This window comes from Mycetohabitans sp. B8 (genome assembly GCF_021991875.1).
Classification (GTDB): domain Bacteria; phylum Pseudomonadota; class Gammaproteobacteria; order Burkholderiales; family Burkholderiaceae; genus Mycetohabitans.
In genome coordinates this window covers 98,207-123,031 of sequence record NZ_JAHLKR010000019.1, presented here as the reverse complement: position 1 = coordinate 123,031, position 24,825 = coordinate 98,207, and the positions used below count along the sequence as shown (strand labels likewise).

The window sequence follows — 24,825 nt, the reverse complement described above, 5'->3', positions numbered from 1 at the left end:
AACCCGTTGTGCGGGACGGCCCGCGCGCTACGGTTCGTATCGGGGACGCCCCCCATTTCGTCAAGGTTGTCGCCGATGGCGTGGATCTTTCTAGTGATTGCGGGCCTGCTCGAAGTCGCATGGGCCGCCGGCCTGAAAAGCTCGGAAGGCTTTTCCCGGCCTGGCTGGTCGATCTTCACACTGATCACGGCGCTGGCCAGCTTCGGTTTGCTGGCACTGGCGATGAAACAGTTACCGCTGGGCACCGCGTATGCGGTGTGGACCGGCATCGGTGCGCTGGGCGCATTCGTGTTCGGCATCGTGATGATGGGCGAGGTGCTGACGCCGGCCCGGGCGGGCAGTGCAGTCTTGATCTTGGCTGGGCTAATCGGCTTGAAGCTGACGTCCGGCCATTGAGCGAAGCGGTGCCCGCGCGGCGACTGTCGCTATAATGGTTGCGGGTTTATCCAACACTGACGCTTGCGGCGCGCGCTGCACTGGTCCTTGCCGGTGCGCGCGGGGGCGCGCAAGGAGGCGGTAATGCTCTACGCCCTTTCTCTGGCAACCGGGCTTGCGTGGGCAAGCGGGCTGCGCTTGTACCTGACGGTTCTGTTGACCGGCCTGCTCGCGTCGTTCGACGTCGTGCGTCTTCCCGATGCGTTGTCGCTACTGGGTTCGCCGTGGATCATTGGCGCTGCAGCACTGTTTGCGATCGCCGAATTCCTGGCCGACAAGGTGCCCGCGGTCGACTCGCTGTGGGACGCACTGCACACGCTGATTCGCATCCCCGCCGGCGCGATGCTTGCTTATGGCGCGGCTGGCCATGCCGATCCGCGCGTATTGGCGGCGGCGGCGTTGGCCGGCGCGGCGATCGCCGGCACCGCGCACCTGGTCAAGGCCGGCGCCCGTGCGTTAATCAATCTCGCGCAGCAGCCGCCATCGACCTGGTTCGTGTCGTTTGTGGAGGACACGATCGCCGTCGTCGGGTTGTTGCTCGCGTTGTTCATGCCGGGGCTGTTCCTGCTGTGCATGCTGGTGTTCCTAGCGCTTGCCGCGTATGCGTTGCCGCCGTTGTGGCACGGCGTGCAGCTTGGCTTTCGCGGCATGGCGACGGACATGGTGCCGGTGCGCCGTCAGTTCTCGCCGTTGGTGGCGCGCGGGCCGCGCGGCCGCGGCCCGCGTGGTTGATTGACGCGCTTGGGCAGCATAACAACAATGTCGCCGCCATGGCGCGGCAACAGGACAACGGCGACGTGCAAGATGGGGCTGCCGCGCAGCCGAGTTTGTTCGACTGGGTCGGGGGCGAGCGCGCCGTGCGTGAGCTAGTTGATCGCTTCTACGATTTGATGGACCTCGAAGCGCAATTTGCCGGGATCCGCGCGTTGCATCCGGCCACGCTGGAGGGCTCTCGCGACAAGCTGTTCTGGTTTCTGTGCGGCTGGCTCGGCGGGCCGGACCATTACGTGAGCCGCTTTGGCCATCCGCGGCTGCGCGCCCGCCATTTGCCGTTCGCAATCGCATCCAGCGAGCGCGACCAATGGCTGCGCTGCATGGCGTGGGCGATGGAGGATGTGGGGCTGTCGCTGCCGCTGCGCGAGCGGCTGCTGACCTCATTTTTCCAGACGGCGGACTGGATGCGCAACCGGCCCGATCCGGCTTGAGCCTGGCTGCAACGGGGCCAGCTACAGCAGCCTGTGCGCCAATCGTGCCGCAACCCGGGGGGTGCGCTGGTCTTTGTCGAGCCACGGATTGTATTCGGCGATGTCGGCCACGCGCAGCTTGCTCGAGTCGATGATGCAACCCACCATTGCTTCGACCACCGACAGCGGCACACCGAGCGCCGCCGGCGCCGATACGCCGGGCGCCACCGCACCCGGCAGCACATCCAGATCGATGCTTAGGTACACGTCGTCGGCATTGTCCAACAATTGGCGCAGTTCGGCCAGCCGCTGCGGCAAGTGGATGTCCTGCATCTGCGTATCCAACACAGAGTGCGCGCCGATTTGCCGAGCGCGCTCGAACAAAGCCGCTGTATTGGCCAGATCGCTGACGCCGAAGTACGCGTAGCGCAGCGGCACCTTGCGTGCCGCGCAGTCGCAGACGAGCCGTACGGCAGTTGAAGACAAGTTGACGATCGTGCCGTTGCGATTCGTCCTCATGCGGCGGGCTACTTCGCGCGCAGAGATAGGTGCCCAGCGCATGGGTTTCGAACATCTGCCGCAGCCGCTCGACGTCCATGTCGGTCAGCGGCAACGACGGCGCCACGATGCGATTAGACCGCTTCGCGCTTCTCCGACCACTTGTCGCCGACCGGCGGGATGTAGCGTTGCAGCCTGTTGAGCAACGCGTCGGCGTCTGTCTCCACTTGGAGCAGCCCGACGTAGTCGTGCCGCATGAAGCCCTCATTGGCGGTGTGGCGCAGCATTGCCAGCAGCGGATCGTAATAGCCGGCGACGTTGAGCAGACCGACCGGCTTTTGGTGATAGCCGAGTTGTGCCCACGTATAGACCTCGAATAACTCCTCGAACGTGCCGGCGCCGCCAGGTAGCGCGACGAACGCGTCACTCAGGTCAGCCATCATTTTCTTGCGCTCGTGCATGTTCGCGACGACGTGCAGCTCGGACAAGCCGCGATGACCGACTTCCTTGTCGATCAACAGCTGCGGGATCACGCCGATTGCATGGCCTTGCGCTTGCAGCACGGCATCCGCGATCTCGCCCATCAAGCCGACGTGACCTCCGCCATAGACCAGTGTAAGACCTGCGTGCGCGAGCGTGCGACCGAACGCTCGCGCCGCCTGTCGGTATTCATCCCGACGGCCGATAGCGGAGCCACAATATACGCACACCGAACCCATCATCGCGCCCCCTTCGGGCGTTGCGTCTGGACTTTGCCTGCATCGGACTGTGTCTCGCCCCTGCCGTCGCGCGGCGGCAGGTAGTCGGTGAATTCGCGCATTGGCAACCGACCGGATACCAGGTCGTCGAACAATTGGCGCGAACGTCCGCGCAGATAAGGGGCCATCAGCGATACGATGTGCAGGCTCGCCTGATGCAATTCGGCCCGGATCGCCTCCTGGTCGTTGTACTTGCGCGGGTTCATCACGAACTGGTACGACAGCCAATAGGTCGAGATCACACCGATGTTGGTCGAGATCACGCCGATCTCCTGGGGGGTCGCTTCCATCTCGCCGTCGGCGATCAATTGCTCGCACAACTGGCGCGCGAAATTGACTTTGTGCGTGATGATCTGCTTGAAGTGCGTCTCCAATGTGCGGTTGCGTGCCAGCAGATCGTTCAGGTCCCGATAGAGGAACCGGTACGTCCACAGAAAATCCGCCATGTATGCTAGATAGGCCCACATCTCGTCGATGGTTGGACGATGATCATCGGGAAAGCGCAGTCGCTTGCCGATCTCCTGCTCGAACTGAGCAAAGATGCTGTTGATGATGTCGTCCTTGTTGCGGAAATGGTAGTACAGGTTTCCCGGGCTGATTTCCATTTCCTCGGCGATCGTCGTCGTCGTGACGTTCGGCTCGCCGATCTCATTGAAGAGTCGCAACGACAGTTCGAGAATTCGGTCGCGGGTGCGACGGGGCGGTTTCGATTCCATGGCGTCGGCTCTGTGCGCCGGAAACTCCGGCTGGTGGGCTCGCACGGGCGAGATCGGCGGATTATAAACTGCCGTTTTCGCACTGAGGCGTGGGCTTTCTTGTATCAGACAGTTTAATGGGCTTGGCGGACCTCAGTGCGGGTTTGCGCGGACCCATGCAGGTACGCGTGCCATGAGCGGCGGGCGGGTCAGCAGCGACCCGGTTAGCACGCAGAACGCCCGTGCGACCATCGCGGTGGCGCGCCCCGGCAGTTCGTGGCGCGCCAGCGAAATGCGGTCGATCATGGCCTTGACGCTCGAAGACCGGTCCGCTTCGGCGGCGCTTGGCAGTGGCGCGCCGGGTCGGGAGCGTCCAGCATCGCGCAACGGGGTGCGGCGGTATCGATGCGTGCCGAAGTCGTCATCGACGTCGGCAACAGGCGGCGCGTTCGACGCGAACGGGGCACGAAGGGGCCGCCGGGCGTGTCGGCAGGTCGGAACTCAGGCAGGGGACCGCCGTCTGCGCCGGCGTGCTCCAGGAAGGGGCTGCGGGGGGCTGGGCTGGACGCCTTGGTTCACACTTGCGCAGTGCAGTACCTCCCATTGCGCCATGTCGGCGTGTAACTGGCGCGACAGTCACAAGACGTTCTTACTACGGGGCAGCGACAATGCGCGTGCCGGCCAGCCGGTCATGCAGCCATTGCCGGTCCGGGTCCAGCCATTGCGTGCTGGCCCATAGCGTTATCCACGCGGATAGCGCGAGCAGCGTGTGCGGCACCGACTCGCCGAGCACCGAATGGAGCGCCAGCGGCGGCAGGAACCCTAGCCAGGCAAGCACGTACCGCAGTATCGCGCGCCCCACACCAACCGGTGCGAGTGCATCGTCGACGAGCCGCAGTCGCCAAGTTTTCATCGGCAATGTCTGGCCGCCATGGGTCCAGAACCAGACAAAATACACGCCGAGGACGAGGGCGATCCAGCCGGCCAACAGGTTGTGATGCGTCGATCCATTGCGTTGCTGGGTCAGCGTGCTGAATAGGTAGCCGGCAATGAAGACGACGCCGAACAGAATCACGCCTTCGTAGATCGCGCACAGCACGCGGCGCCATAGGGATGGAGCGCGGCCATGACGCACATGTTCGCGCGGCGGATTCACTGTGCGTGATCGTTGAAGAACCACGGCACCGACCGCGCCGGCTTTTCTGGCTCGGTCTGTAGGCCGGCGGCGGGGGGCGATGTCGACGCAGCGGCCGACGCCGACGATGCCGGGCTGGCGTCGGACGGCGTGCTCAGGCTGCCCGTTGCCGCGCTTGCCGAGGCGCCGGCGCGTGGCACGCCCGCACCGGCGCGCTCGCGCGAGCGCTCGAGCTTGCCCAGATCCTTGATTCCACGTTTACCGCTCGGCGGCGCGCTGACTACGGTTGGGCGTCGTGCTTTCTCGGCGGCCGCCAATTGGCGCTTCCATTCGTCGGGCAATTGCTGATAGGCGCTCCACGCCTTCTCGCGTGCCTGTATGGAGAGTTCCTTGGACAACTGGTAGTTCTCACGCGCGACGCGCCGCTGCTCTGGCGTCATGCGAATCCACTCGGCCATTCGCTGATGCAGTCGCTGCTGCTCTTCTGTGCGCATTTTCGGATATCTAGCCGCGATTTTTAGCCATTTTCGCTTGCGCTCGGCGCTGAAATGATCCCATTGGGGGGCCAGCGGCGCCAATGCGTCGCGCTGCGCCGCGCTCAGGCGGGCCCAGGATAGCGGGCTGACCGCATTGGCTGCCATGCTGGCAACGGCGGCGTGGCTCGTCACTGCGGCCACACCGCTGCCGACCGGCGCTGGCGCGGCGTCAGACGGCAATGCGCGGGGCGACGATGCCGGGTGAAAGCGTGGATAGATTGCCCCGAACGCGACAAGCGCAGCAATCACTCCCGCATAGACCCCAGCCAAACCGCGCTTGTTGCTCACTCGACAGTACTCCTGGTTGGCGTGTTAGTGCCCGCGCGATAGGTACGCGTGAAAGCCGTGGTCCAGGTACGCGGACAGCGGCAACTCGTCGCTGAGCATGGCTGCGTCGATGGCGGCGATGTCGGCCAGGTGCTGCTGGTTTTCCCAGTAGCGGATCGCGGCGAGCCCGCACACCAGCGCCAGTAGCGGCCAGACCAGAGCCAGACGGTTCCAGCGGGCGCGCTTGCGCGCGCCGCCAACGTTCGTCGGCATGTTGCCGGCACCGGCCAGCGCTGGCACGTACACCGGCCGCGTGCGGGTATCGGGTTTCTTTCTCGCAAGCGCTACCTGTCGCGCGGCCGCCAGCCGGTCAGTCGTCGCGCGCGGCAGGCGCGCCGCGCTCTCGTTGAGCGCCCGGCGCACTTTCAGCGCGAATTCGATTTCTTTTGTTTCAAGTGCGGAGCTCATAGTGTGATTCCTTTCGCCTTCAGCGCGACAGCCAGCGCGTGCGTGGCCCGTGAGCAATGGGTCTTGACGCTGCCCTCCGAGCAGCCCATTGCGGCGGCGGTTTCGGCGACATCCATATCTTCCCAATAACGCATCAGAAAAGCTTCGCGTTGACGCGCGGGCAGCTTTTGGATCTCCTCGTCGATCAGCGCGAGCACCTGCTCCCGCTCGAGCCGGTCGGCGCTGTTCTCGGCCGCGGTCGAATTGTCCGAGGCTTCGTAGGTTTCCAGCACGTCGAACTCGTCGTCATCGCCGTTGCCCAGCGACGAAAACAGGCTGACCCACGTGTTGCGCACCTTCTGGCGGCGAAAAAAATCGTGAGTCGCATTTTGCAGGATGCGCTGGAACAACAGCGGCAACTCAGCCGCAGGACGCTCGCCGTATTTCTCGGCGAGCTTAATCATCGCGTCCTGGACGACGTCCAGCGCGGCGTCGTCATCGCGCACCGCATAGGCGACATGCTTGAATGCGCGCTTTTCGACGCCCGTCAGGAAATCGGCGAGTTCCTTGTCTGATGCCATCCGTGTGGAATTCGGCGCGACAGGCGACGCGCGGGAAGTGAATTGCCGGCTAGCCCGCGCCACCGGGGCGCGCCAACGCAACAAAAACGTAAAAACCCGCGGATGCTAGCAAAAAACAGAGCTCTGTGGGAAGCCGGCATTTTTTGCTTGACCCTTGTGGTACGACCCGATATGGTTACCCATTCGCAATACGTTGTGACTGTCTCATTGAGGCGACGCTCACGAAGCTCGCTTTCTCTATAAGACGCGCCGCTTGAACCCGAGCCACAAGCCCGGCAGAGAGCCCCCGATCAATTTTTTGCCGAAAATTCGAAAGGTGAACAATGAACATGCCAAGCGCGGAATGCTCCACGTCGGATCTCTCCCCTCCTTCAGGAACCGAAACCGGTTCGATCGGCGCGACCGTGTTGATGCGCGCGCTCGCTGACGAAAATGTCGAATTTATCTGGGGATATCCGGGCGGCTCGGTACTCTACATCTACGACGAACTGTACAAGCAGGACAAGGTTCAGCACGTGCTGGTGCGCCACGAGCAAGCCGCGGTGCACGCCGCGGACGCCTACGCGCGCTCCACAGGCAATGTCGGCGTGTGCCTGGTGACCTCCGGGCCGGGGGTGACGAACGCGGTGACCGGCATCGCCACCGCATACATGGACTCGATTCCGCTTGTAATCATCAGCGGCCAGGTGCCGACGGCGGCGATCGGCCAGGACGCGTTCCAGGAATGTGACACGGTCGGGATCACGCGGCCGTGCGTGAAGCACAACTTTCTCGTGAAGGACGTGCGCGAACTCGCCGCGACGGTCAAGAAGGCGTTCTACATTGCCCAGAGCGGTCGCCCCGGGCCGGTGCTGATCGACATCCCGAAGGATGTGTCAAAGGCGCCGTGCCACTATGAGCCGATTAAGCACATCACGCTGCGCTCGTACAATCCGGTTACGAAGGGCCATTCGGGCCAGATCCGCAAGGCGCTCGCACTGCTGCTGTCGGCAAAGCGCCCGTACATCTATACCGGCGGGGGGGTCATCCTGGCCGAGGCCTCGCGCGAGTTGAACCAGTTCGCGGACCTGCTCGGCTACCCGGTCACCAACACGCTGATGGGTCTGGGCGGCTATCGTGCGACGGATCGCAAGTTTCTTGGCATGCTCGGCATGCACGGCACGTACGAGGCCAACATGGCGATGCAGCACTGCGATGTGCTGATCGCGATCGGTGCCCGCTTCGACGACCGCGTGATTGGCGACCCCGCGCATTTCGCGAGTACGCCGCGCAAGATCATCCATATCGACATCGACCCCTCGTCGATCTCCAAGCGAGTGAAGGTCGACATCCCGATCGTGGGCGACGTGAAGGAAGTGCTCAAGGAATGGGTCGAGCAGTTGCAGGCCGCGCCGCACGGCCCGGACGGCGCCGCGTTGGACGCGTGGTGGCGGCAGATCGAGCAGTGGCGCGCCCGCGATTGCTTGAAGTACGACCGCGACAGCGAGATCATCAAGCCGCAGTACGTCGTCGAGACGCTCCACGAGTTGACCGGCGGCAACGCGTTTGTGTGCTCAGACGTCGGTCAGCATCAGATGTGGGCGGCGCAGTTTTACCGCTTCGACAAGCCGCGCCGCTGGATCAATTCCGGAGGGCTCGGGACGATGGGCTTTGGTCTGCCGGCCGCGATGGGCGTGAAGATCGCGCATCCAGACGCCGACGTGGTATGCATCACCGGCGAGGGCTCGATCCAAATGTGCATCCAAGAGCTGTCCACGTGCAAGCAGTATGAGACGCCGGTCAAGATCGTGTCGTTGAATAACCGCTACCTGGGCATGGTCCGGCAGTGGCAACAACTCGAGTACAACAAGCGCTATTCGCATTCGTACATGGACGCGCTGCCGGATTTTGTGAAGCTTGCCGAAGCGTATGGCCATGTCGGCCTGCGCATCGAGCGCAAGGCAGACGTTGAACCGGCGTTGAAGGAGGCGTTGCGGCTCAAGGATCGTACCGTGTTTCTCGATTTCCAGACTGACCCGACCGAGAACGTCTGGCCGATGGTTCAGGCCGGCAAGGGCATCACCGAGATGCTGCTCGGCGCCGAAGACCTCTGACGAAGCGCGCGTTGGCGCGCGCGAAGGCGGCGTCGTACGCGTTGCCACACGCGACGAGCGGCATGCCACGGGCGGCGCCGGGCGCAGGGATATCGAAACTGGAAAGAGAAACGAGATGCGACACATCATTTCCGTGCTGCTGGAGAATGAACCCGGTGCGTTATCGCGCGTGGTCGGCCTGTTCTCGGCGCGTGGCTACAACATTGAAACCTTGACCGTGGCGCCGACCGAGGACCGCTCGCTGTCGCGCATGACGATCGTGACGATTGGCTCGAACGACGTGGTCGAACAGATCACGAAGCATTTGAACCGCCTGATCGAGGTGGTGAAGGTGGTCGACCTGACCGAGGGCGCCCACATCGAGCGCGAGTTGATGCTGATCAAGGTGCGGGCGGTCGGCAAGGAAAGGGACGAGATGAAGCGGATGTCGGATATCTTCCGCGGCCGCATCATTGACGTCACTGAGAAGACCTACACAATCGAGTTGACCGGGGCTAGCGGCAAGCTTGACGCGTTCATCGACGGAATCGACGCCACGGCGATCCTGGAGACGGTGCGTACCGGCGGCTCGGGCATTGGCCGCGGCGAGCGGACCTTGAAGGTCTGAGCTGTTCCGGTGCCGTGGCGGCTGGCATGGTGCCGGGGGCAATGATGAACACTGAATCGAAGCGACAATATGCAAAGGAAATCACATGAAAGTTTATTACGATAAAGATGCCGATCTCTCGCTGATCAAGGACAAGCAAGTGACGATCATCGGCTACGGCTCACAAGGCCACGCGCACGCGCTGAACTTGCGCGACAGTGGTGTGAGCGTAACGGTGGGGCTGCGTCGCGGCGGCGCGTCATGGGCGAAGGCCGAGACCGCCGGCCTGAGCGTGAAGGAAGTGGCCGAAGCGGTGAAGGGTGCCGACATCGTGATGATTTTGCTGCCAGACGAGCAGATCGCCGACGTCTACAAGCGCGACGTGCATGAGCACATCAAGCAAGGCGCGGCGCTCGCGTTCGCGCATGGCTTCAACGTGCACTATGGCCAAGTGGTGCCGCGTGCCGACCTCGACGTGATCATGATCGCACCGAAGGCGCCGGGCCATACGGTGCGCGGCACCTACACGCAGGGTGGCGGCGTGCCGCACCTGGTCGCGGTCGCGCAGGACAAGTCGGGCGCGGCGCGCGACATCGCGCTGTCGTATGCGGTGGCCAACGGGGGTGGCCGTGCGGGCATCATCGAGACGAACTTCCGCGAGGAAACCGAGACCGATTTGTTTGGCGAACAGGCCGTGCTGTGCGGCGGCACGGTCGAGTTGATCAAGGCCGGCTTCGAGACGCTGGTCGAGGCAGGCTACGCGCCCGAGATGGCGTACTTTGAATGCTTGCACGAGTTGAAGTTGATCGTCGACCTGATCTATGAAGGCGGCATTGCGAACATGAACTACTCGATCTCGAACAACGCTGAGTACGGTGAATACGTGACCGGCCCGCGCGTGATCACCGACGAGACGAAGAAGGTGATGAAGGACGTGTTGCGTGACATCCAAACCGGCGAGTACGCGAAGAGCTTCATCCTCGAGAACCGTGCCGGTGCGCCGACGCTGCAATCGCGGCGGCGCCTGACGGCCGAGCACCCCATCGAGACGGTTGGCGCGAAGTTGCGTGCAATGATGCCGTGGATCGCGAAGAACAAGCTGGTTGACCAGTCGAAGAACTGATCTCGCGCGCTTGCACCACGCGCGCGCTATCGCGCGTTCGAGCCGCCTGAGGCGTCATGCCCGGGCGGCTTTGCTTTATTCGCGCGTAGGCTGCGGGCGCGGCAGGTGGCCGGGGTTTGTTATCCTTCTATTTTCTTGGAAATGGCGCTGCCTATATGACTTATCCTCACCCAATCATTGCTCGCGAAGGCTGGCCCTTCATCGCTGTCGTGTTCGTCGTGACGCTGCTGATCCATGCATTCGTGGGCTTCGGCTGGGCGTGGCCCTTCTGGCTGCTGACGCTGTTCGTCGTGCAGTTTTTTCGCGATCCGCAGCGGTCGGTGCCGCAGCAGCCGAATGCCGTGTTGTGCCCAGCCGACGGACGGATTGTCGCGGTCGAGACCGCGCACGATCCGTACGTGAACCGCGACGCGCTGAAGATCAGCGTGTTCATGAACGTGTTCAACGTTCATTCGCAACGCTCGCCGGTTGACGGCGCGGTGACCCACGTCGAGTATTTCCCTGGCGCCTACCTGAACGCGGCAATCGACAAGGCGTCGCTGGAGAACGAGCGCAACGCGATCGTGCTGCAGACCGCGGACAACCATATTGTCACCTCGGTGCAGGTGGCCGGATTGATTGCTCGGCGCATTCTGTGCTACGTGCGCTCCGGCGAGCCGCTCGCTCGCGGCCAGCGCTATGGGTTCATCCGCTTTGGCTCGCGTGTGGACGTCTATCTGCCGTTGGGCAGCAAGCCGCGGGTGTCAATCGGCGAGAAGGTGCAGGCGTCGGCGACGATCCTGGCTGAGCTTTGAGCGGCGCAAGGAGGGCTTGATGGCTGATTTTAAACCGCGACGCTCGCGGGCGGGCGGGCCGCGCCTAGCGCGTGCGTTCCGGCGCAGCCGCACGGTGCAGGAGCAGATCGCGCGGCGCAGTCTGCGGGCCGAGCGCCAACAATTGCTGCGCAAGCGCAGCGTCTACCTGCTGCCCAATGCATTCACGACCGCTGCATTGTTCTGTGGTTTCTTCGCCGTGGTGCAGGCGATGAACGTGCGTTTCGAGATCGCCGCGATCGCGATCTTCGTTGCGATGGTGCTGGACGGCATGGACGGCCGCGTGGCGCGCATCACGCATACGCAAAGCGCGTTCGGCGAGCAATTCGACAGCCTGTCGGACATGGTGTCGTTTGGTGTCGCGCCGGCGCTGGTGATGTACGAGTGGGTGCTCAAGGATCTGGGCCGCTGGGGGTGGCTTGCCGCGTTCGTCTATTGCGCCGGCGCCGCGCTGCGCCTGGCGCGTTTCAATACGAACATCGGCGTGGTCGACAAGCGCTATTTTCAGGGCTTGCCGAGTCCGGCCGCTGCCGCGCTGGTGGCCGGCTTCGTGTGGCTGGTGACCGATAACCGGGTGCCACTCAAACTCGGCTGGCTGCCGTGGGTCGCATTTGGCCTGACGATCTACGCGGGCGTCACCATGGTCTCCAATGCGCCGTTCTACAGCGGCAAGGCGCTCGACGTCCGGCATCGGGTGCCGTTTGCGGCGATCCTGCTGGTCGTGGTCGCATTCGTGCTCGTGTCGTCCGATCCGCCGCTGATGCTGTTCGGCCTGTTCGTACTGTACGGTTTGTCCGGCTATGTGCTGTGGATGTGGCGCGCGATGTCGCGCAAGCCCCATCCGGTCGCGTCGGGTACGGTCAAGCCGGCCGTTCACGAGCCCATCATGGACAAGGCGCCGGACAGGGCGCGCGCGGCGCAACAATCCGTTACCAACGAGCGTATCGCGGACAAGACGGTGGACAACGAGCGCTCTGCGGGAAAGCGGCCCTAGCCGCCGGCTATGAGCCGCTGGCGTGGCTAGTCGCGTTGCGTGTCGGTCTAATTGACGCTATAGTTGTCCGAATAAATATGGCTGCACGGCTTCTACCATCGTTACCGGCCGGCGCGCTGTCCAGCGTGCCGGCGTCGGTGTGTCTATCGCGCTGAATCGATCCCGCCTCCGCTTCGTCTCGCCTGTTCGCGCGGCGTCACCTGCGGTGATGCCGACAGATGATGTTGCCGTTTACCCTCACTGATTCGAGTCCGGAGACTGACATGGCAGACAAGTTGATCATATTCGACACGACGTTGCGTGATGGCGAGCAATCGCCGGGCGCGTCGATGACGAAGGAGGAGAAGATCCGCATTGCACGACAACTCGAGCGCATGAAGGTGGATGTGATCGAGGCGGGCTTCGCGGCCAGCTCGAACGGGGATTTTGACGCAATCCAGGCGATCGCCTCGCAGGTCAAGGACAGCGTGATCTGCTCACTGGCGCGCGCCAACGACAAGGATATCGCGCGTGCAGCCGACGCGCTCAGGCCAGCGGGGCGGTTCAGAATCCATACATTCATTGCGACCTCGGCGCTGCATATGGAGAAGAAGCTGCGCATGACGCCGGAGCAGGTCCACGAGCAGGCGCGGCTGGCAGTACGCTTTGCCCGACGGTTCACGGACGATATCGAGTTTTCGCCGGAGGACGGCAGCCGCTCGGACATGGATTTCCTGTGCCGGGTGCTGGAGGCGGTGATTGCGGAGGGCGCCACCACGATCAACATTCCAGATACCGTCGGCTATGCGGTGCCGGACGGCTATGCGGCGCTGATCCGGCAGATCCGCGAACGGGTGCCGAACTCGGACAAGGCGGTATTCTCGGTGCACTGCCACAATGATTTGGGCATGGCGGTGGCGAACTCGCTGGCGGCGGTGAAGCTGGGCGGCGCGCGGCAGATTGAGTGCACGGTGAACGGGCTTGGCGAGCGCGCCGGGAATACATCGCTGGAGGAAGTGGTGATGGCGGTGAAGACGCGCCGTGACTACTTCAGGCTGGAGGTGGGCATCGACACGACGCAGATCGTGCCGGCCTCGAAGCTGGTGTCGCAGACGACGGGCTTCGTGGTGCAGCCGAACAAGGCGGTGGTGGGCGCCAATGCGTTTGCGCACGCGTCGGGGATTCACCAGGACGGGGTGCTTAAGGCGCGCGACACGTACGAGATCATGCGTGCGGAAGACGTGGGCTGGAGCGCGAACAAGATCGTGCTCGGCAAACTGACAGGCCGCAACGCGTTTAAGCAGCGGCTGCAGGAATTGGGCGTGGCGCTGGACAGCGAGGCAGAGTTGAACGTCGCGTTCGCGCGCTTCAAGGAACTGGCCGATCGCAAAGTGGAGATCTTTGACGAGGATCTCTTGTCGATCGTCAGCGAGGAGGCCCATGCCGCGCGCGATCACGAGACCTATCGGTTCGTGTCATTGTCGCAGCATTCGGAAAGCGGTGAACGGCCGCACGCGAAGGTGGTGTTCGCCATCGACGGTCGCGAGACGATCGGCGAGGCGCACGGTAACGGCCCGGTCGATGCGACGTTGCATGCGATCGAGTCATGGGTCAATAGTGGCGCGGAATTGATCCTGTATTCGGTCAACGCGATCACGACCGGCACGCAGGCGCAAGGCGAGGTGACCGTGCGGCTGTCAAAGGCGGGGCGCATCGTCAATGGTGTTGGCACCGACCTGGATATCGTCGCCGCGTCGGCAAAAGCCTATATTGCGGCGTTGAACAAGCTTGATTCGAACGCCGAAAAACTCAATCCACAGCGCTCGTAGTGGTGTGGCCGCACGTCGCACGTTGCCATTCGTGCCGCACGTCGCATGTCACCCTCCGTGCCGTGCGGCACGCGCCGCCGTCCGTGTCGCGCGGCGCTGCTCGCTGCCACGCCCGCGCTCGGACGTGGCGCTGCTGCCCGCCGCCGCCACCGACGTGGTCGCCGCTCGCACTGGCGCGGTGCCGCTAAAATAGGAAGCGCCGGCGCTCTGGATCGTGCAGTGGGTCAGGCGTCTTCTGCGTGAGCCGCAATACACCGGCGTCGTCGAAGTAGAAGTGGTACAACTGGTACCAGACGCCGTCATCCATGTAGCGATAACTCCACACTTCCCGCTTCATTCTCGGGAAATAGACAGTTTCCTCCGGCTTACCGAAGTGGAGCAGCACATCGTTCTTCGTCCACTTGCCGATCTCCGCTTTGTAGAATTCACTGTTCTGCAGCACTTGTCGCACGTCGACGACTTTGCTCGTGCCATCGACGTCGGCCGTCATCGTCGTCTCGCCCATCGGCTGGGTTGGCCACATCAGCCGCTTGCCTCCATTGGGCAGGTCATACACTTCACGAGGGGCGCCGAGCCGCGCGATCAGCATCGACGCATCGTCACCGGGCTTGAAGCGCTGCCAGGGCTGTACGCAACCGCACAGCGCTAGCACGGCAAGCGCGGCGGCGACGCGTGCTCGAGCGGGCGCGGCCCATGCCGGCCACGCGGGCGAATCCGATAATGACATGGTCCGAACTCCTTCTTCCATTGCAGTGATTTTGACATGCATTGACGCAAAAGATCGCACCGGCCTTGCCGCACGAGGGCGCGCTGGCCTATGATCCGCGCTTTGATGTGAACGGCGAGGATCGGATGAGCACTGAGCAGCGCGGACAGAATCGGACGAACGGGCGTGTAGGGGGCTTGCCGGCGGGGAGGACGCTGGCCGTGGCGCGTCGCGCGCATGGGCGCATCGTGCAGTCCGTGTGTGCCGGATGGCGGCGCTTGCGCGGCGTGGCCGTAGCGTTGCCGATGTCGATGACGCTTGCTTGCGCGGCGCACGCTCAGGCAAGCGCGGCGGCCACGTCCGGTCCGGTGTTGGCGCAGCGCGCGCTGTCCGGCGGCGGGCCGACCGGCGCGCCGGTGCGGCTCGCGCTGATCGAAGGGATGTCTGGCGCGTTTGCGAACGCCGGCGCGGCAGTCGAGCGCAACCTGCGCTTTGCAATCGAGCGGGTCAACGCCCGCGGCGGGGTGATGCTGCGAGACGGCGCGCATCCGCTGCAGTTGGTTGTGCTGGACAGCCGAGGGGCTACGGACGAGGCACTGGTGCAGCTGCGCGCCGCCGCCGACGCGCGGATCGCCTTTGTGCTGCAAGGCAACAGCTCCGCGGTGGCCGCGGCGCTGATCGCCGCGATCAACAAGCACAATGTGCGCGAACCGAACCGTCGCATGCTGTTGCTGAATTACTCGGCTGATGATCCGGCGATGACCGAGGACGACTGCAGCTTCTGGCATTTCCGCTTTGACGCGCACGCGGGCATGCGGATCAACGCGTTGACTGAGGTGATGCGCGGCGACTCGTCGCTCAAGAAGGTCTACCTGCTTAACCAGGACTACAGCTTCGGCCGCCAGGTGAGCGCGCTGGCCCGCTCGGCGCTCGCCACGCAGCGGCCCGACGTGGCAATCGTGGGCGACGAGTTTGTGCCGGTGGGGCGGGTCAAGGACTTTGCGCCGTATCTGGCGAAGATCCGGGCGAGCGGCGCCGACGCGGTGCTGACCGGCAATTGGGGCAACGATCTGACGCTGCTGGTGCGCGCGGCGCGCGAGCAGAACCTGAAGCTGCGGTTCTACACCTTCTACGGCAATAGCCTCGGCGCGCCGGCGGCGCTCGGCGATGCTGGCGTGGGCCGCGTAATCGCGGTGGCGGATTGGCATCCCAATGTGGGCGGGGCGGCGTCCGACGCGTTCTACGCGGCGTTCCGGGCGCGGTATCCGGCGCCGTTGGACGATTATCCGTTACTCCGAATCAGCGTGATGATCGACATGCTGGCTCACGCGCTCACGCGCGCCGGCTCGGACGACGCACGGGCGGTGGCGACCGCGCTGGAAGGCGCGCGCACCGGCTACGGCAGTGGTTTTCATCCGTCGTGGATGCGTGCCGACGATCACCAAATGATCCAACCCCTTTACGTCATGCAGATGGAGAAGGCAGGTACCGCACACGTGCGCTTTGACAATGAAGGTTCCGGCTATGGTTTTCGCACGTTGCTGACGCTCACGCCTGAGCAGACGGTGCCGGCCAGCACATGCCGGATGCGCCGGCGCTGATCCTAGACTGCCCCAGCTATGTTAAAATGAATGTTCTGCTGTAAACCCACGGCACGGCCTTTCTTCCGTGACCGCCTGTTGATCGATAAAGGAAAATCATGTCTGTAGCGAATATCAATAAATCGGAAGTCGTCGCGCTATTCGCGCGCGGTACGAATGACACCGGTTCCCCGGAAGTGCAGGTCGCGTTGCTCACGAGCCGTATCAACGAGTTGACGGTGCACTTCAAGGCTCACATGAAGGATCACCACAGCCGTCGTGGTCTGCTGCGCATGGTGAGCCGCCGCCGCAAGCTGCTCGACTACTTGAAGGCCAAGGATGCCGACCGCTATCGTGCGCTGATCCAGAAGCTGGGTCTGCGCAAGTAAGCGGCTCGATGGCAGACTTCTGCCTGTAACATGCCAAAGATGCCTGCGTCAGCATGCTGATGCAGGCATTTTATTTTTAGCGTTTCCAGTGTGATGCGTTCCGCACGTGAGCGTGCGACCGTCTGGCAAGCGAGGCGGGGTTTTGTGTCATTCCAGCGAGGCAGCGGTGCTGCTGTCGCGCTGGAATGGCATAACACTTCCCTGTTTTCGAGCGGCTGACGACGGTTGAGGAGCGGCCGATGGACCGGCCGCGCGTAGGCGCGGCGTCTCGAAGGAGTGAAAATGTTCAATAAGATCGTCAAAGAATTCAAATGGGGCCAGCACAACGTGCGGCTCGAAACGGGCGAGATCGCCCGTCAAGCAAGCGGTGCGGTGATCGTCGATGTCGAGGACACCGTCGTGCTCGCGACGGTGGTGGCGGCCAAGTCAGCCAAGCCCGGCCAGGACTTTTTCCCGCTGACTGTCGACTACATCGAGAAGACGTATGCGGCCGGCAAGATTCCGGGCGGCTTCTTCCGTCGCGAAGGCCGTCCTTCCGAGGGTGAGACGTTGATCTCGCGGCTGATCGACCGCCCACTGCGTCCGCTGTTCCCGGAAGGCTTCTACAACGAAGTGCAGGTTGTGATCCATGTGCTGTCAATCAACCCGGACATTCCGGCTGACATTCCGGCGATGATCGGCGCATCGGCGGCGTTGGCGATCTCCGGTATTCCGTTCAATGGGCCGATCGGCGCGGCGCGCGTCGCCTATATCGACAATCAATTCGTGCTCAATCCGACCCGCTCTCAGTCCAAGGCATCGAAACTGGAGCTGGTGGTCGCCGGTACCGAGCGCGCGGTGCTGATGGTCGAGTCCGAAGCGGACCAGTTGCCGGAGGAGGTGATGCTTGGCGCGGTCGTGTTCGGTCATGAGCAGATGCAGGTGGCGATTGACGCGATCCACGACCTCGTTAAGGAGGGCGGCAAACCTGAATGGGATTGGCAACCGGCGCCGAAGGACGAAGCGTTGATTGCGCACGTGACGCAGTTGGCGCTTGCCGAGTTGCAGGCGGCATATCAGATCCGGCAGAAACAGCAGCGCTCGGCCAAGCTGAAGGAGGTGTATGCGGCGGTCACGGCCAAGCTGGCCGAACAAGCCGTGGCAGCCGGGACGGCCGTCGTCGATGCCGCGACGGTCGGCAACATCCTGTTCGATCTCGAGGCGAAGATCGTGCGCAGTCAGATTCTGAACGGCGAGCCGCGTATCGACGGACGCGACACGCGCACCGTGCGTCCGATCGAAATCCGGACCGGCGTGCTGCCGCGCGCGCACGGCTCGGCACTGTTCACCCGGGGCGAGACGCAGGCGCTGGTGGTGGCCACGCTTGGCACGAAGGGCGACGAGCAAATCATCGACGCGATCGAAGGCGAATACCGCGAGCGGTTCATGCTGCACTACAACATGCCGCCGTTCGCGACTGGCGAAACGGGCCGCGTTGGCTCGCCCAAGCGCCGCGAGATCGGTCACGGCCGGCTTGCCAAGCGCGCGCTCGTCGCGTGCTTGCCGGGCGATGATGAGTTTGGCTACACGATCCGTGTCGTGTCCGAGATTACCGAGTCGAACGGTTCATCGTCGATGGCGTCCGTGTGCGGCGGCTGTCTGGCGTTGATGGATGCGGGTGTGCCGATGAAGGCGCACGTAGCAGGCATCGCGATGGGGTTGATCCTGGAAGGCAACAAGTTCGCGGTGCTAACCGACATCCTGGGCGATGAGGACCACCTGGGCGACATGGACTTCAAGGTGGCAGGTACCGCGCAGGGCGTGACCGCGCTGCAGATGGATATCAAGATCCAGGGCATCACGAAGGAAATCATGCAGGTCGCCCTTGCGCAGGCGAGGGAAGGCCGCTTGCACATCCTGGACAAGATGACCTCGGCCGTGCCGTCGACGAACACGCAGCTGTCGCAGTTCGCGCCGCGGATGATCACGGTGAAGATTAATCCGGAAAAGATTCGCGACGTAATCGGCAAAGGCGGCTCGGTGATCCGGGCGCTGACGGAGGAAACCAACACGACAATCGATATTTCCGACGACGGTATCGTGACCATCGCGAGCACCAGCTCCGAGGGCATGGCTGAGGCGAAGAAGCGCATCGAGAACATCACGGCGGAAGTGGAGGTCGGCCAGATCTACGAGGGCGCGATCCTGAAGCTGCTGGATTTCGGCGCGATCGTGAACATCCTGCCGGGGCGCGACGGTCTGTTGCATATTTCCGAGATTGCGAACGAGCGGATCAAGGACATTAATGACTACCTGAAGGAAGGCCAGCAGGTGAAGGTCAAGGTGATCCAGACCGACGAGAAGGGCCGGGTACGGTTGTCTGCAAAGGCGTTGCTCAACGAGGTGCCGGCCACGCCGCCCGCGACGCCGCCCGCCACGCCAGTGATGCCGCCTGCGACGCCGCCGACGGAGCAAGAGTAACGCGAGCGGGCGTCGGTTACCACGCGGGTCTGACAAGATCGCGCGCGGTGGCGTCGCCGCGCCGCATTCGGTTCGCACGGCCGGAGTGCTTCGCGCACTGCCGGCCGTTTTTCTTTATCATCGTCGTCAACCTAACGACCGCGCAAAGTTCCGCATGAAAGCGATCGAGATTACCGAATACGGTGCCCCCGACGTATTGAAACCCGGTGAGCGCCCGATGCCGGAACTCAAGCCTGGCGAAGTGCTGATCAAGGTTGCGGCAGCCGGGGTGAACCGCCCGGACGTTTTTCAGCGCACTGGCAATTACCCTGTGCCGCCGGGCGCGTCGGACATTCCTGGCCTGGAAATCGCTGGCGAAATCGTCGATGGCGATCTCGACGGTGCGCACAATCCGTTTGGCCTGACGCGCGGGCAACGCGTGTGCGCGCTGGTGCAAGGCGGCGGATACGCCGAGTATGCAAGCGCGCCGCTCGCGCAGTGCCTACCCGTGCCAGCGGGCTTGTCGCACGTGCAGGCCGCGTCGTTGCCCGAGACGTTCTTCACCGTCTGGAGCAATGTGTTCGATCGCGCTCGGCTGGGCGCGGGCGAGGGCGGTCCCGACGAGGCGCTGCTGGTGCACGGTGGCTCCAGTGGTATCGGCGTGACCGCGATCCAGCTCGCGCATGCGCTCGGTCATCGGGTGTTTGCCACGGCCGGCAACGCACATAAGTGCACCGCGTGCGAAGCGCTGGGTGCCGAGCGCGCGATCAACTATAAGACCGAGGACTTTGTCGCCGTCGTCAAGTCGCTGACCCATGACCGCGGTGTCGACGTGATCTTGGACATGGTGGGCGGCGCCTATGTGGGCCGCGAGTTGAGTGCGCTGGCCGAGGGTGGCCGCATCGTGCTGATCGCGTTGCTCGGCGGTGCCAAAGCGCAGATCAACTTGGGCGAGGTATTGCGCCGGCGTTTGACGTTGACTGGCTCGACGCTGCGGCCGCGTCCGGTGGCGTTCAAAGCCGCCATCGCCGCGCAATTGCACGAGCGGGTGTGGCCGCTCATTGAGCAGGGCGCGATTAAGCCGGTGATCCACCAGGTGTTTCCGGCCGAGCAGGCGGCCGCGGCGCACGCGATGATGGAGAGGGGCGAGCACATCGGGAAAATCGTGCTGACCTGGTGAGCCATGCTGGTTTGACCGCGACTCGCGCTGCACAGTACAATTGCACGTTTGTGCACGGCTTTTGCTTATTGATTGACGCCTGCGCGTCACAGATCCACGAGACCCATGTCGAAGCAACAACGATCGAAGCTGGTAGTCGGAAACTGGAAGATGCACGGTCGCATCGCCGACAACGATGCGCTGCTGCAAGCGCTCGTGCAACACGTGGCGGCACTTGGGCCGCAGGTGCGGCTTGGCGTGTGTGTGCCGCATCCTTATCTCGCGCAGGTCCACGCGCGTCTTGCCGGCACGCCAATCGCGTATGGCGCGCAGGATGTGTCCGCGCACACGCAGGGCGCGTATACGGGTGAAGTCGCTGCTGCGATGGTCGCCGAGTTTGGCGCGACGCTGGCGATCGTTGGTCACTCGGAGCGCCGTGCGTTGCATGCAGAATCGTCGCAGTGGGTGGCGGCCAAGGCGCAGCGCGCACTCGAGGCGGGTATCACGCCGATCGTCTGCGTCGGCGAAACGCTGGATGAGCGGCAGGCTGGGCAGACCGACAGCGTTGTGCGTGCACAGCTTGCAGCAGTGCTCGACGTGCTGGACGAGGCCGATGTGGCGCGGCTGGTTGTCGCATACGAGCCGGTTTGGGCCATTGGGACCGGACAGAGCGCGACGGCGCAGCAGGCGCAGCAGGTCCACGCCGCGTTGCGGGCGCAGCTCACGGCCAAGGGGGGCGTGCAGGTACCGCTGCTATATGGCGGCAGCGTGAAGCCAGGCAATGCACAGGAATTGTTTTCGCAGGCAGATATCGACGGCGGCCTGATTGGTGGCGCATCGTTGTCCGCGTCCGATTTCCTTGCGATCGGCGCGGCGGCAGCCGCGGCACTCGCCGGGGATCCGGCTCATTCTAGGTGATGCAAATGTTGTTCTTGAAGACGTTGATTATCGTGGTGCAAGTGCTGTCGGCGCTCGGCGTGATCGGGCTTGTTTTACTGCAGCACGGCAAGGGTGCCGACATGGGCGCGGCATTTGGCAGCGGGGGGTCGGGCAGCCTGTTCGGCGCCAGTGGTTCGGCCAACTTCCTGTCGCGTACCACGGCGGTTCTCGCCACCGTGTTCTTCGTCAGCACGCTCGCGCTGACCGCGCTGGGTAGCTACCGGCCGAAGACGGGCGGCGGCTTGTTGGGCGGTGCGGTGCCCCTGGCGGCGAGCGCGCCGGCAGCGGGTTCGGGATCGGCTGCCGGTGCCGCGGTGCCGGGCAGCGCAGCGTCGTCTGCAGCCGCGTCCACGCCGGGACAGGATGTGCCGAAATAACGCGGAAGTTGGCAAAACGATGTTTTCCGCGGCGGACAGAAAAACGTATTTTGTGCGTTGAACAAACGAACTAACCCAGTTACAATTCAAGTCTTGAAGCGATTCGCGGTAACAGTGGTAACGACGGGTTCATGCTCCGAGTGGCCGCCCGGATTGCAGACAGTGCCGACGTGGTGAAATTGGTAGACACGCTATCTTGAGGGGGTAGTGGCGAAAGCCGTATGAGTTCGAGTCTCATCGTCGGCACCAACGTTATCCAATGCCAGCCGCTTGCATTTACGCTTCGGCTGGCATTTATTTTTTGAGCGCTGCTTCCGTCGTGGTGTTGCGACGTCGAAGTGACACATCCGCGCAGTATCCTGGTCGGGGCGGTCGGACCGGCCGACACCTTGAACCAACCGATAGAGGATAGTCTTGAACCTCGCTGCCTATTTCCCCGTCCTGCTGTTTCTTCTCGTGGGCCTTGGTTTGGGGATTGCTTTGGTCGGTATCGGCAAGTTCCTAGGTCCGAACAAGCCAGACAGCGACAAGAATTCCCCGTACGAGTGCGGTTTCGAGGCGTTCGAGGACGCGCGCATGAAGTTCGACGTGCGCTACTACCTGGTTGCCATTCTCTTCATCATTTTCGATCTGGAAACGGCTTTTCTGTTCCCTTGGGGTGTTGCATTGCGCGACATTGGTTGGCCAGGCTTCATCGCGATGATGATCTTCCTGCTCGAGTTTCTGTTGGGCTTCGCCTATATCTGGAAACGGGGCGGCCTGAACTGGGAATGAACGCAAATCACGCTTGAATGTCGGGCGCAACGCTTGCTGCCCGTCTGGAGTCGAAAGCAATGAGTATCGAAGGGGTCTTGAAGGAAGGCTTTGTCACCACAACGGCTGACAAGCTGATCAACTGGACGCGGACCGGTTCGCTATGGCCGATGACGTTCGGGCTCGCCTGCTGCGCGGTTGAGATGATGCATGCCGGCGCCGCACGCTATGACCTGGACCGTTTCGGTGTCGTGTTCCGACCGAGTCCGCGTCAGTCCGACGTCATGATCGTGGCCGGTACGCTGTGCAACAAGATGGCCCCTGCGCTGCGCAAGGTCTATGACCAGATGGCCGAGCCGCGCTGGGTGATCTCGATGGGATCGTGCGCGAATGGCGGGGGCTACTATCACTACTCGTACTCGGTCGTGCGCGGATGTGACCGGATCGTGCCGGTTGACGTGTACGTGCCCGGCTGCCCGCCGACTGCCGAGGCGCTGGTCTACGGCGTGATCCAGTTGCAGGCGAAGATTCGCCGCACCCACACCATCGCCCGGCCGTAACGCGGAGTTCCCCACATGGCAAGCAAACTCGAGATCCTAAAGGCGAACCTCGACAACGCGTTTGGCGACAAGCTGAAAAGCGCGACGGAGTCACTCGGGCAATTGACGATCGTCGTCGCCGCCAGCGATCTGATCGACGTCGCAACGCGGCTGCGCGATGACCCGGCGCTTGGCTTCGAGCAATTGATCGACTTGTGCGGCGTCGATTATTCGACGTACGGCGATGGTGCATACGACGGTCCTCGCTTTGCCGCGGTGTCGCACCTGCTGTCGATCCGCAACAACTGGCGACTGCGCGTGCGGGTCTTCGCGCCGGATGATGATGTGCCGATCCTGCCGTCGCTGATTGACGTGTGGAATTCGGTGAACTGGTACGAGCGCGAGGCGTTCGATCTGTACGGGATCGTGTTCGAAGGTCATCCCGATCTGCGTCGGATCCTGACCGACTACGGTTTCATCGGTTATCCGTTCCGCAAAGATTTCCCGGTGTCTGGCTATGTTGAGATGCGCTATGACGCGGAAGAAAGGCGCGTTGTCTACCAACCTGTCACGATCGAGCCGCGCGAGATCACGCCGCGTGTGATTCGCGAAGAGCGCTATGGCGGCCTCAAGCACTGATTGCTTGCCTGGTCGGATGCGGACCGCTTGCGCGAGCGCATGCGGTCCATGCGAGTCATTGAATTTCTAGTAAGCCCGCGAACATGGCTGACATCAAGAACTACACGCTGAACTTCGGTCCCCAGCATCCGGCAGCGCACGGCGTGCTGCGTCTCGTGCTTGAGTTGGACGGCGAGGTGATCCAGCGTGCCGATCCACACATCGGTTTGCTGCATCGCGCGACCGAAAAGCTCGCCGAGCACAAGACGTTCCTCCAGTCGGTGCCGTACATGGACCGCCTCGACTACGTGTCGATGATGGTCAACGAGCACGCGTACGTGATGGCGATCGAGAAGCTCGTCGGTATCGACGTGCCGGTCCGGGCCAAGTACATCCGCGTGATGTTCGACGAGATCACGCGGATCCTGAATCACTTGATGTGGATCGGCGCCCATGCACTGGACGTCGGCGCGATGGCGGTGTTCCTGTACGCGTTCCGCGAGCGCGAGGATTTGATGGACGTCTACGAGGCGGTGTCCGGCGCACGTATGCACGCGGCGTACTATCGGCCGGGTGGCGTCTACCGCGATCTGCCGGACGCGATGCCGCAATACAAGGCCTCGAAGATTCGCAACGAAAAGGCGCTCGCCCGGCTCAACGAGAATCGCCAGGGTTCGCTGCTCGATTTCATCGAAGACTTCACGAATCGCTTCCCTGGCTGCGTCGATGAGTACGAGACGCTGCTGACCGATAACCGGATCTGGAAGCAGCGGCTGGTCGGCATCGGCGTCGTCACGCCGGAGCGTGCGCTGCAACTGGGCATGACCGGACCGATGCTGCGCGGTTCGGGGGTTGAATGGGACTTGCGCAAAAAGCAGCCGTACGAAGTGTATGACCAGCTTGATTTCGACATTCCGGTCGGCGCGGGTGGCGACTGCTATGACCGATATCTGGTGCGCGTCGAGGAGATGCGCCAGTCGAACCGGATCATCAAACAGTGTATTGCATGGCTGCGCAAGAATCCGGGGCCGGTGATGGTCGACAATTACAAGGTCGCGCCGCCGTCGCGGCTGAACATGAAGTCGAACATGGAAGAGCTGATCCACCATTTCAAGCTTTTCACGGAAGGTATGCACGTCCCCGAGGGCGAAGCGTACGTCGCCGTCGAGCACCCGAAGGGTGAGTTCGGTATCTATCTGGTGTCGGACGGCGCGAACAAGCCGTACCGGCTGAAGATTCGTGCGCCCGGCTATGCGCATCTGTCCGCGCTCGACGAGATGGCGCGCGGTCACATGATCGCCGACGCGGTCACGATCATCGGGACACAGGACATCGTGTTCGGCGAAGTCGACCGATAGCGTCATAGCTTGGAGC

General features: G+C 63.1%; 27 protein-coding genes, 1 tRNA gene and 1 pseudogene. 20 read left to right on the top strand and 9 right to left on the bottom strand.

Annotated elements, in window-relative coordinates; genetic code table 11:
• Positions 1-75: 75 nt before the first annotated feature.
• The 3 genes from KQH60_RS11260 to KQH60_RS11250 all read left to right on the top strand — a co-directional run bounded on the left by KQH60_RS11260 (position 76) and on the right by KQH60_RS11250 (position 1,640).
• Entirely contained in the window at positions 76-396 is a 321-nt protein-coding gene (locus KQH60_RS11260; RefSeq protein WP_237576535.1) for a multidrug efflux SMR transporter, read from the top strand.
• A gap of 123 nt (positions 397-519) precedes the next feature.
• Positions 520-1,167, top strand: a complete 648-nt coding sequence (locus tag KQH60_RS11255) for a DUF4126 domain-containing protein (protein WP_237576533.1) — start codon at positions 520-522, stop codon at positions 1,165-1,167.
• A 38-nt stretch (positions 1,168-1,205) separates the two neighbouring features.
• Positions 1,206-1,640 carry a group II truncated hemoglobin gene (locus tag KQH60_RS11250; protein ID WP_237576532.1) on the top strand — a complete coding sequence of 145 codons (435 nt, stop codon included), beginning with the start codon at positions 1,206-1,208 and terminating at the stop codon, positions 1,638-1,640.
• Positions 1,641-1,661: 21 nt separating this feature from the next.
• Here the strand turns inward: KQH60_RS11250 and KQH60_RS11245 are convergent.
• The 8 genes and pseudogenes from KQH60_RS11245 to KQH60_RS11210 all read right to left on the bottom strand — a co-directional run.
• Positions 1,662-2,256: pseudogene (locus tag KQH60_RS11245) on the bottom strand (arginase family protein); the annotation flags it as partial.
• Complete coding sequence (locus KQH60_RS11240; RefSeq protein WP_237576763.1) at positions 2,252-2,836, bottom strand: TIGR00730 family Rossman fold protein; 585 nt, start codon at positions 2,834-2,836, stop codon at positions 2,252-2,254. The pseudogene KQH60_RS11245 and the gene KQH60_RS11240, both read right to left, overlap by 5 nt.
• Entirely contained in the window at positions 2,836-3,591 is a 756-nt protein-coding gene (locus tag KQH60_RS11235) for a TetR/AcrR family transcriptional regulator (protein ID WP_237576530.1), read from the bottom strand. Before KQH60_RS11235 ends, KQH60_RS11240 begins: the two co-directional genes overlap by 1 nt.
• Before the next feature lie 132 nt (positions 3,592-3,723).
• Entirely contained in the window at positions 3,724-3,876 is a 153-nt protein-coding gene (locus KQH60_RS11230) for a hypothetical protein (RefSeq protein ID WP_237576529.1), read from the bottom strand.
• 346 nt (positions 3,877-4,222) lie between these two features.
• Complete coding sequence (locus KQH60_RS11225; RefSeq protein ID WP_237576528.1) at positions 4,223-4,726, bottom strand: RDD family protein; 504 nt, start codon at positions 4,724-4,726, stop codon at positions 4,223-4,225.
• Positions 4,723-5,529: a DUF3106 domain-containing protein gene (locus tag KQH60_RS11220; protein WP_237576527.1), complete on the bottom strand. Its 807-nt coding sequence runs from the start codon at positions 5,527-5,529 to the stop codon at positions 4,723-4,725. Before KQH60_RS11220 ends, KQH60_RS11225 begins: the two co-directional genes overlap by 4 nt.
• A gap of 24 nt (positions 5,530-5,553) precedes the next feature.
• Positions 5,554-5,976, bottom strand: coding sequence for a DUF3619 family protein (locus KQH60_RS11215; protein WP_237576525.1), 423 nt, complete (start codon positions 5,974-5,976; stop codon positions 5,554-5,556).
• A complete protein-coding gene (locus KQH60_RS11210; RefSeq protein WP_237576524.1) occupies positions 5,973-6,536 on the bottom strand; it encodes an RNA polymerase sigma factor in 564 nt (187 codons plus the stop codon). The genes KQH60_RS11215 and KQH60_RS11210 overlap by 4 nt, the downstream gene beginning before the upstream one ends.
• A gap of 323 nt (positions 6,537-6,859) precedes the next feature.
• Between KQH60_RS11210 and KQH60_RS11205 the strand changes: the two genes are divergently transcribed.
• From KQH60_RS11205 to KQH60_RS11180, 6 genes are all read left to right on the top strand, one after another.
• Positions 6,860-8,629: an acetolactate synthase 3 catalytic subunit gene (locus KQH60_RS11205; RefSeq protein WP_237576523.1), complete on the top strand. Its 1,770-nt coding sequence runs from the start codon at positions 6,860-6,862 to the stop codon at positions 8,627-8,629.
• A 115-nt stretch (positions 8,630-8,744) separates the two neighbouring features.
• The gene (gene ilvN, locus KQH60_RS11200; protein ID WP_237576522.1) at positions 8,745-9,236 is read left to right on the top strand and encodes an acetolactate synthase small subunit; all 492 of its coding nucleotides are present in this window, start codon (positions 8,745-8,747) and stop codon (positions 9,234-9,236) included.
• Between the two features lie 85 nt (positions 9,237-9,321).
• Positions 9,322-10,338: a ketol-acid reductoisomerase gene (gene ilvC, locus KQH60_RS11195; RefSeq protein WP_237576520.1), complete on the top strand. Its 1,017-nt coding sequence runs from the start codon at positions 9,322-9,324 to the stop codon at positions 10,336-10,338.
• A gap of 155 nt (positions 10,339-10,493) precedes the next feature.
• The gene (locus tag KQH60_RS11190) at positions 10,494-11,132 is read left to right on the top strand and encodes a phosphatidylserine decarboxylase (protein WP_237576519.1); all 639 of its coding nucleotides are present in this window, start codon (positions 10,494-10,496) and stop codon (positions 11,130-11,132) included.
• 19 nt (positions 11,133-11,151) lie between these two features.
• Positions 11,152-12,144 carry a CDP-diacylglycerol--serine O-phosphatidyltransferase gene (gene pssA / locus KQH60_RS11185; RefSeq protein WP_237576518.1) on the top strand — a complete coding sequence of 331 codons (993 nt, stop codon included), beginning with the start codon at positions 11,152-11,154 and terminating at the stop codon, positions 12,142-12,144.
• A 263-nt stretch (positions 12,145-12,407) separates the two neighbouring features.
• Positions 12,408-13,952 carry a 2-isopropylmalate synthase gene (locus KQH60_RS11180; RefSeq protein WP_237576517.1) on the top strand — a complete coding sequence of 515 codons (1,545 nt, stop codon included), beginning with the start codon at positions 12,408-12,410 and terminating at the stop codon, positions 13,950-13,952.
• A 184-nt stretch (positions 13,953-14,136) separates the two neighbouring features.
• On the opposite strand, the gene KQH60_RS11175 is transcribed toward KQH60_RS11180, so the two are convergent.
• On the bottom strand, positions 14,137-14,679 hold the full coding sequence (locus tag KQH60_RS11175) for a hypothetical protein (protein ID WP_237576516.1): 543 nt from the start codon (positions 14,677-14,679) through the stop codon (positions 14,137-14,139).
• A gap of 284 nt (positions 14,680-14,963) precedes the next feature.
• Between KQH60_RS11175 and KQH60_RS11170 the strand changes: the two genes are divergently transcribed.
• From KQH60_RS11170 to KQH60_RS11120, 11 genes are all read left to right on the top strand, one after another.
• The gene (locus KQH60_RS11170; RefSeq protein WP_237576762.1) at positions 14,964-16,259 is read left to right on the top strand and encodes a branched-chain amino acid ABC transporter substrate-binding protein; all 1,296 of its coding nucleotides are present in this window, start codon (positions 14,964-14,966) and stop codon (positions 16,257-16,259) included.
• A 98-nt stretch (positions 16,260-16,357) separates the two neighbouring features.
• Positions 16,358-16,627, top strand: coding sequence for a 30S ribosomal protein S15 (gene rpsO / locus KQH60_RS11165; protein WP_237576515.1), 270 nt, complete (start codon positions 16,358-16,360; stop codon positions 16,625-16,627).
• Positions 16,628-16,903: 276 nt separating this feature from the next.
• Positions 16,904-19,087 carry a polyribonucleotide nucleotidyltransferase gene (pnp, locus tag KQH60_RS11160; protein ID WP_237576514.1) on the top strand — a complete coding sequence of 728 codons (2,184 nt, stop codon included), beginning with the start codon at positions 16,904-16,906 and terminating at the stop codon, positions 19,085-19,087.
• A gap of 154 nt (positions 19,088-19,241) precedes the next feature.
• Positions 19,242-20,246: an NAD(P)H-quinone oxidoreductase gene (locus KQH60_RS11155; protein WP_237576513.1), complete on the top strand. Its 1,005-nt coding sequence runs from the start codon at positions 19,242-19,244 to the stop codon at positions 20,244-20,246.
• A 105-nt stretch (positions 20,247-20,351) separates the two neighbouring features.
• The gene (gene tpiA / locus KQH60_RS11150) at positions 20,352-21,143 is read left to right on the top strand and encodes a triose-phosphate isomerase (RefSeq protein ID WP_237576512.1); all 792 of its coding nucleotides are present in this window, start codon (positions 20,352-20,354) and stop codon (positions 21,141-21,143) included.
• Between the two features lie 5 nt (positions 21,144-21,148).
• Positions 21,149-21,541 (top strand): preprotein translocase subunit SecG, encoded by a 393-nt coding sequence (gene secG / locus KQH60_RS11145; RefSeq protein WP_237576761.1) that lies wholly within the window; start codon positions 21,149-21,151, stop codon positions 21,539-21,541.
• A 164-nt stretch (positions 21,542-21,705) separates the two neighbouring features.
• A tRNA-Leu gene (locus KQH60_RS11140) sits at positions 21,706-21,790 on the top strand.
• A gap of 165 nt (positions 21,791-21,955) precedes the next feature.
• Positions 21,956-22,315 carry an NADH-quinone oxidoreductase subunit A gene (locus KQH60_RS11135; protein WP_237576511.1) on the top strand — a complete coding sequence of 120 codons (360 nt, stop codon included), beginning with the start codon at positions 21,956-21,958 and terminating at the stop codon, positions 22,313-22,315.
• 59 nt (positions 22,316-22,374) lie between these two features.
• A complete protein-coding gene (locus KQH60_RS11130) occupies positions 22,375-22,854 on the top strand; it encodes an NADH-quinone oxidoreductase subunit B family protein (RefSeq protein ID WP_237576510.1) in 480 nt (159 codons plus the stop codon).
• 15 nt (positions 22,855-22,869) lie between these two features.
• On the top strand, positions 22,870-23,472 hold the full coding sequence (locus KQH60_RS11125) for an NADH-quinone oxidoreductase subunit C (RefSeq protein WP_237576509.1): 603 nt from the start codon (positions 22,870-22,872) through the stop codon (positions 23,470-23,472).
• Between the two features lie 83 nt (positions 23,473-23,555).
• Positions 23,556-24,809, top strand: a complete 1,254-nt coding sequence (locus tag KQH60_RS11120; protein ID WP_237576508.1) for an NADH-quinone oxidoreductase subunit D — start codon at positions 23,556-23,558, stop codon at positions 24,807-24,809.
• Positions 24,810-24,825: the final 16 nt, after the last annotated feature.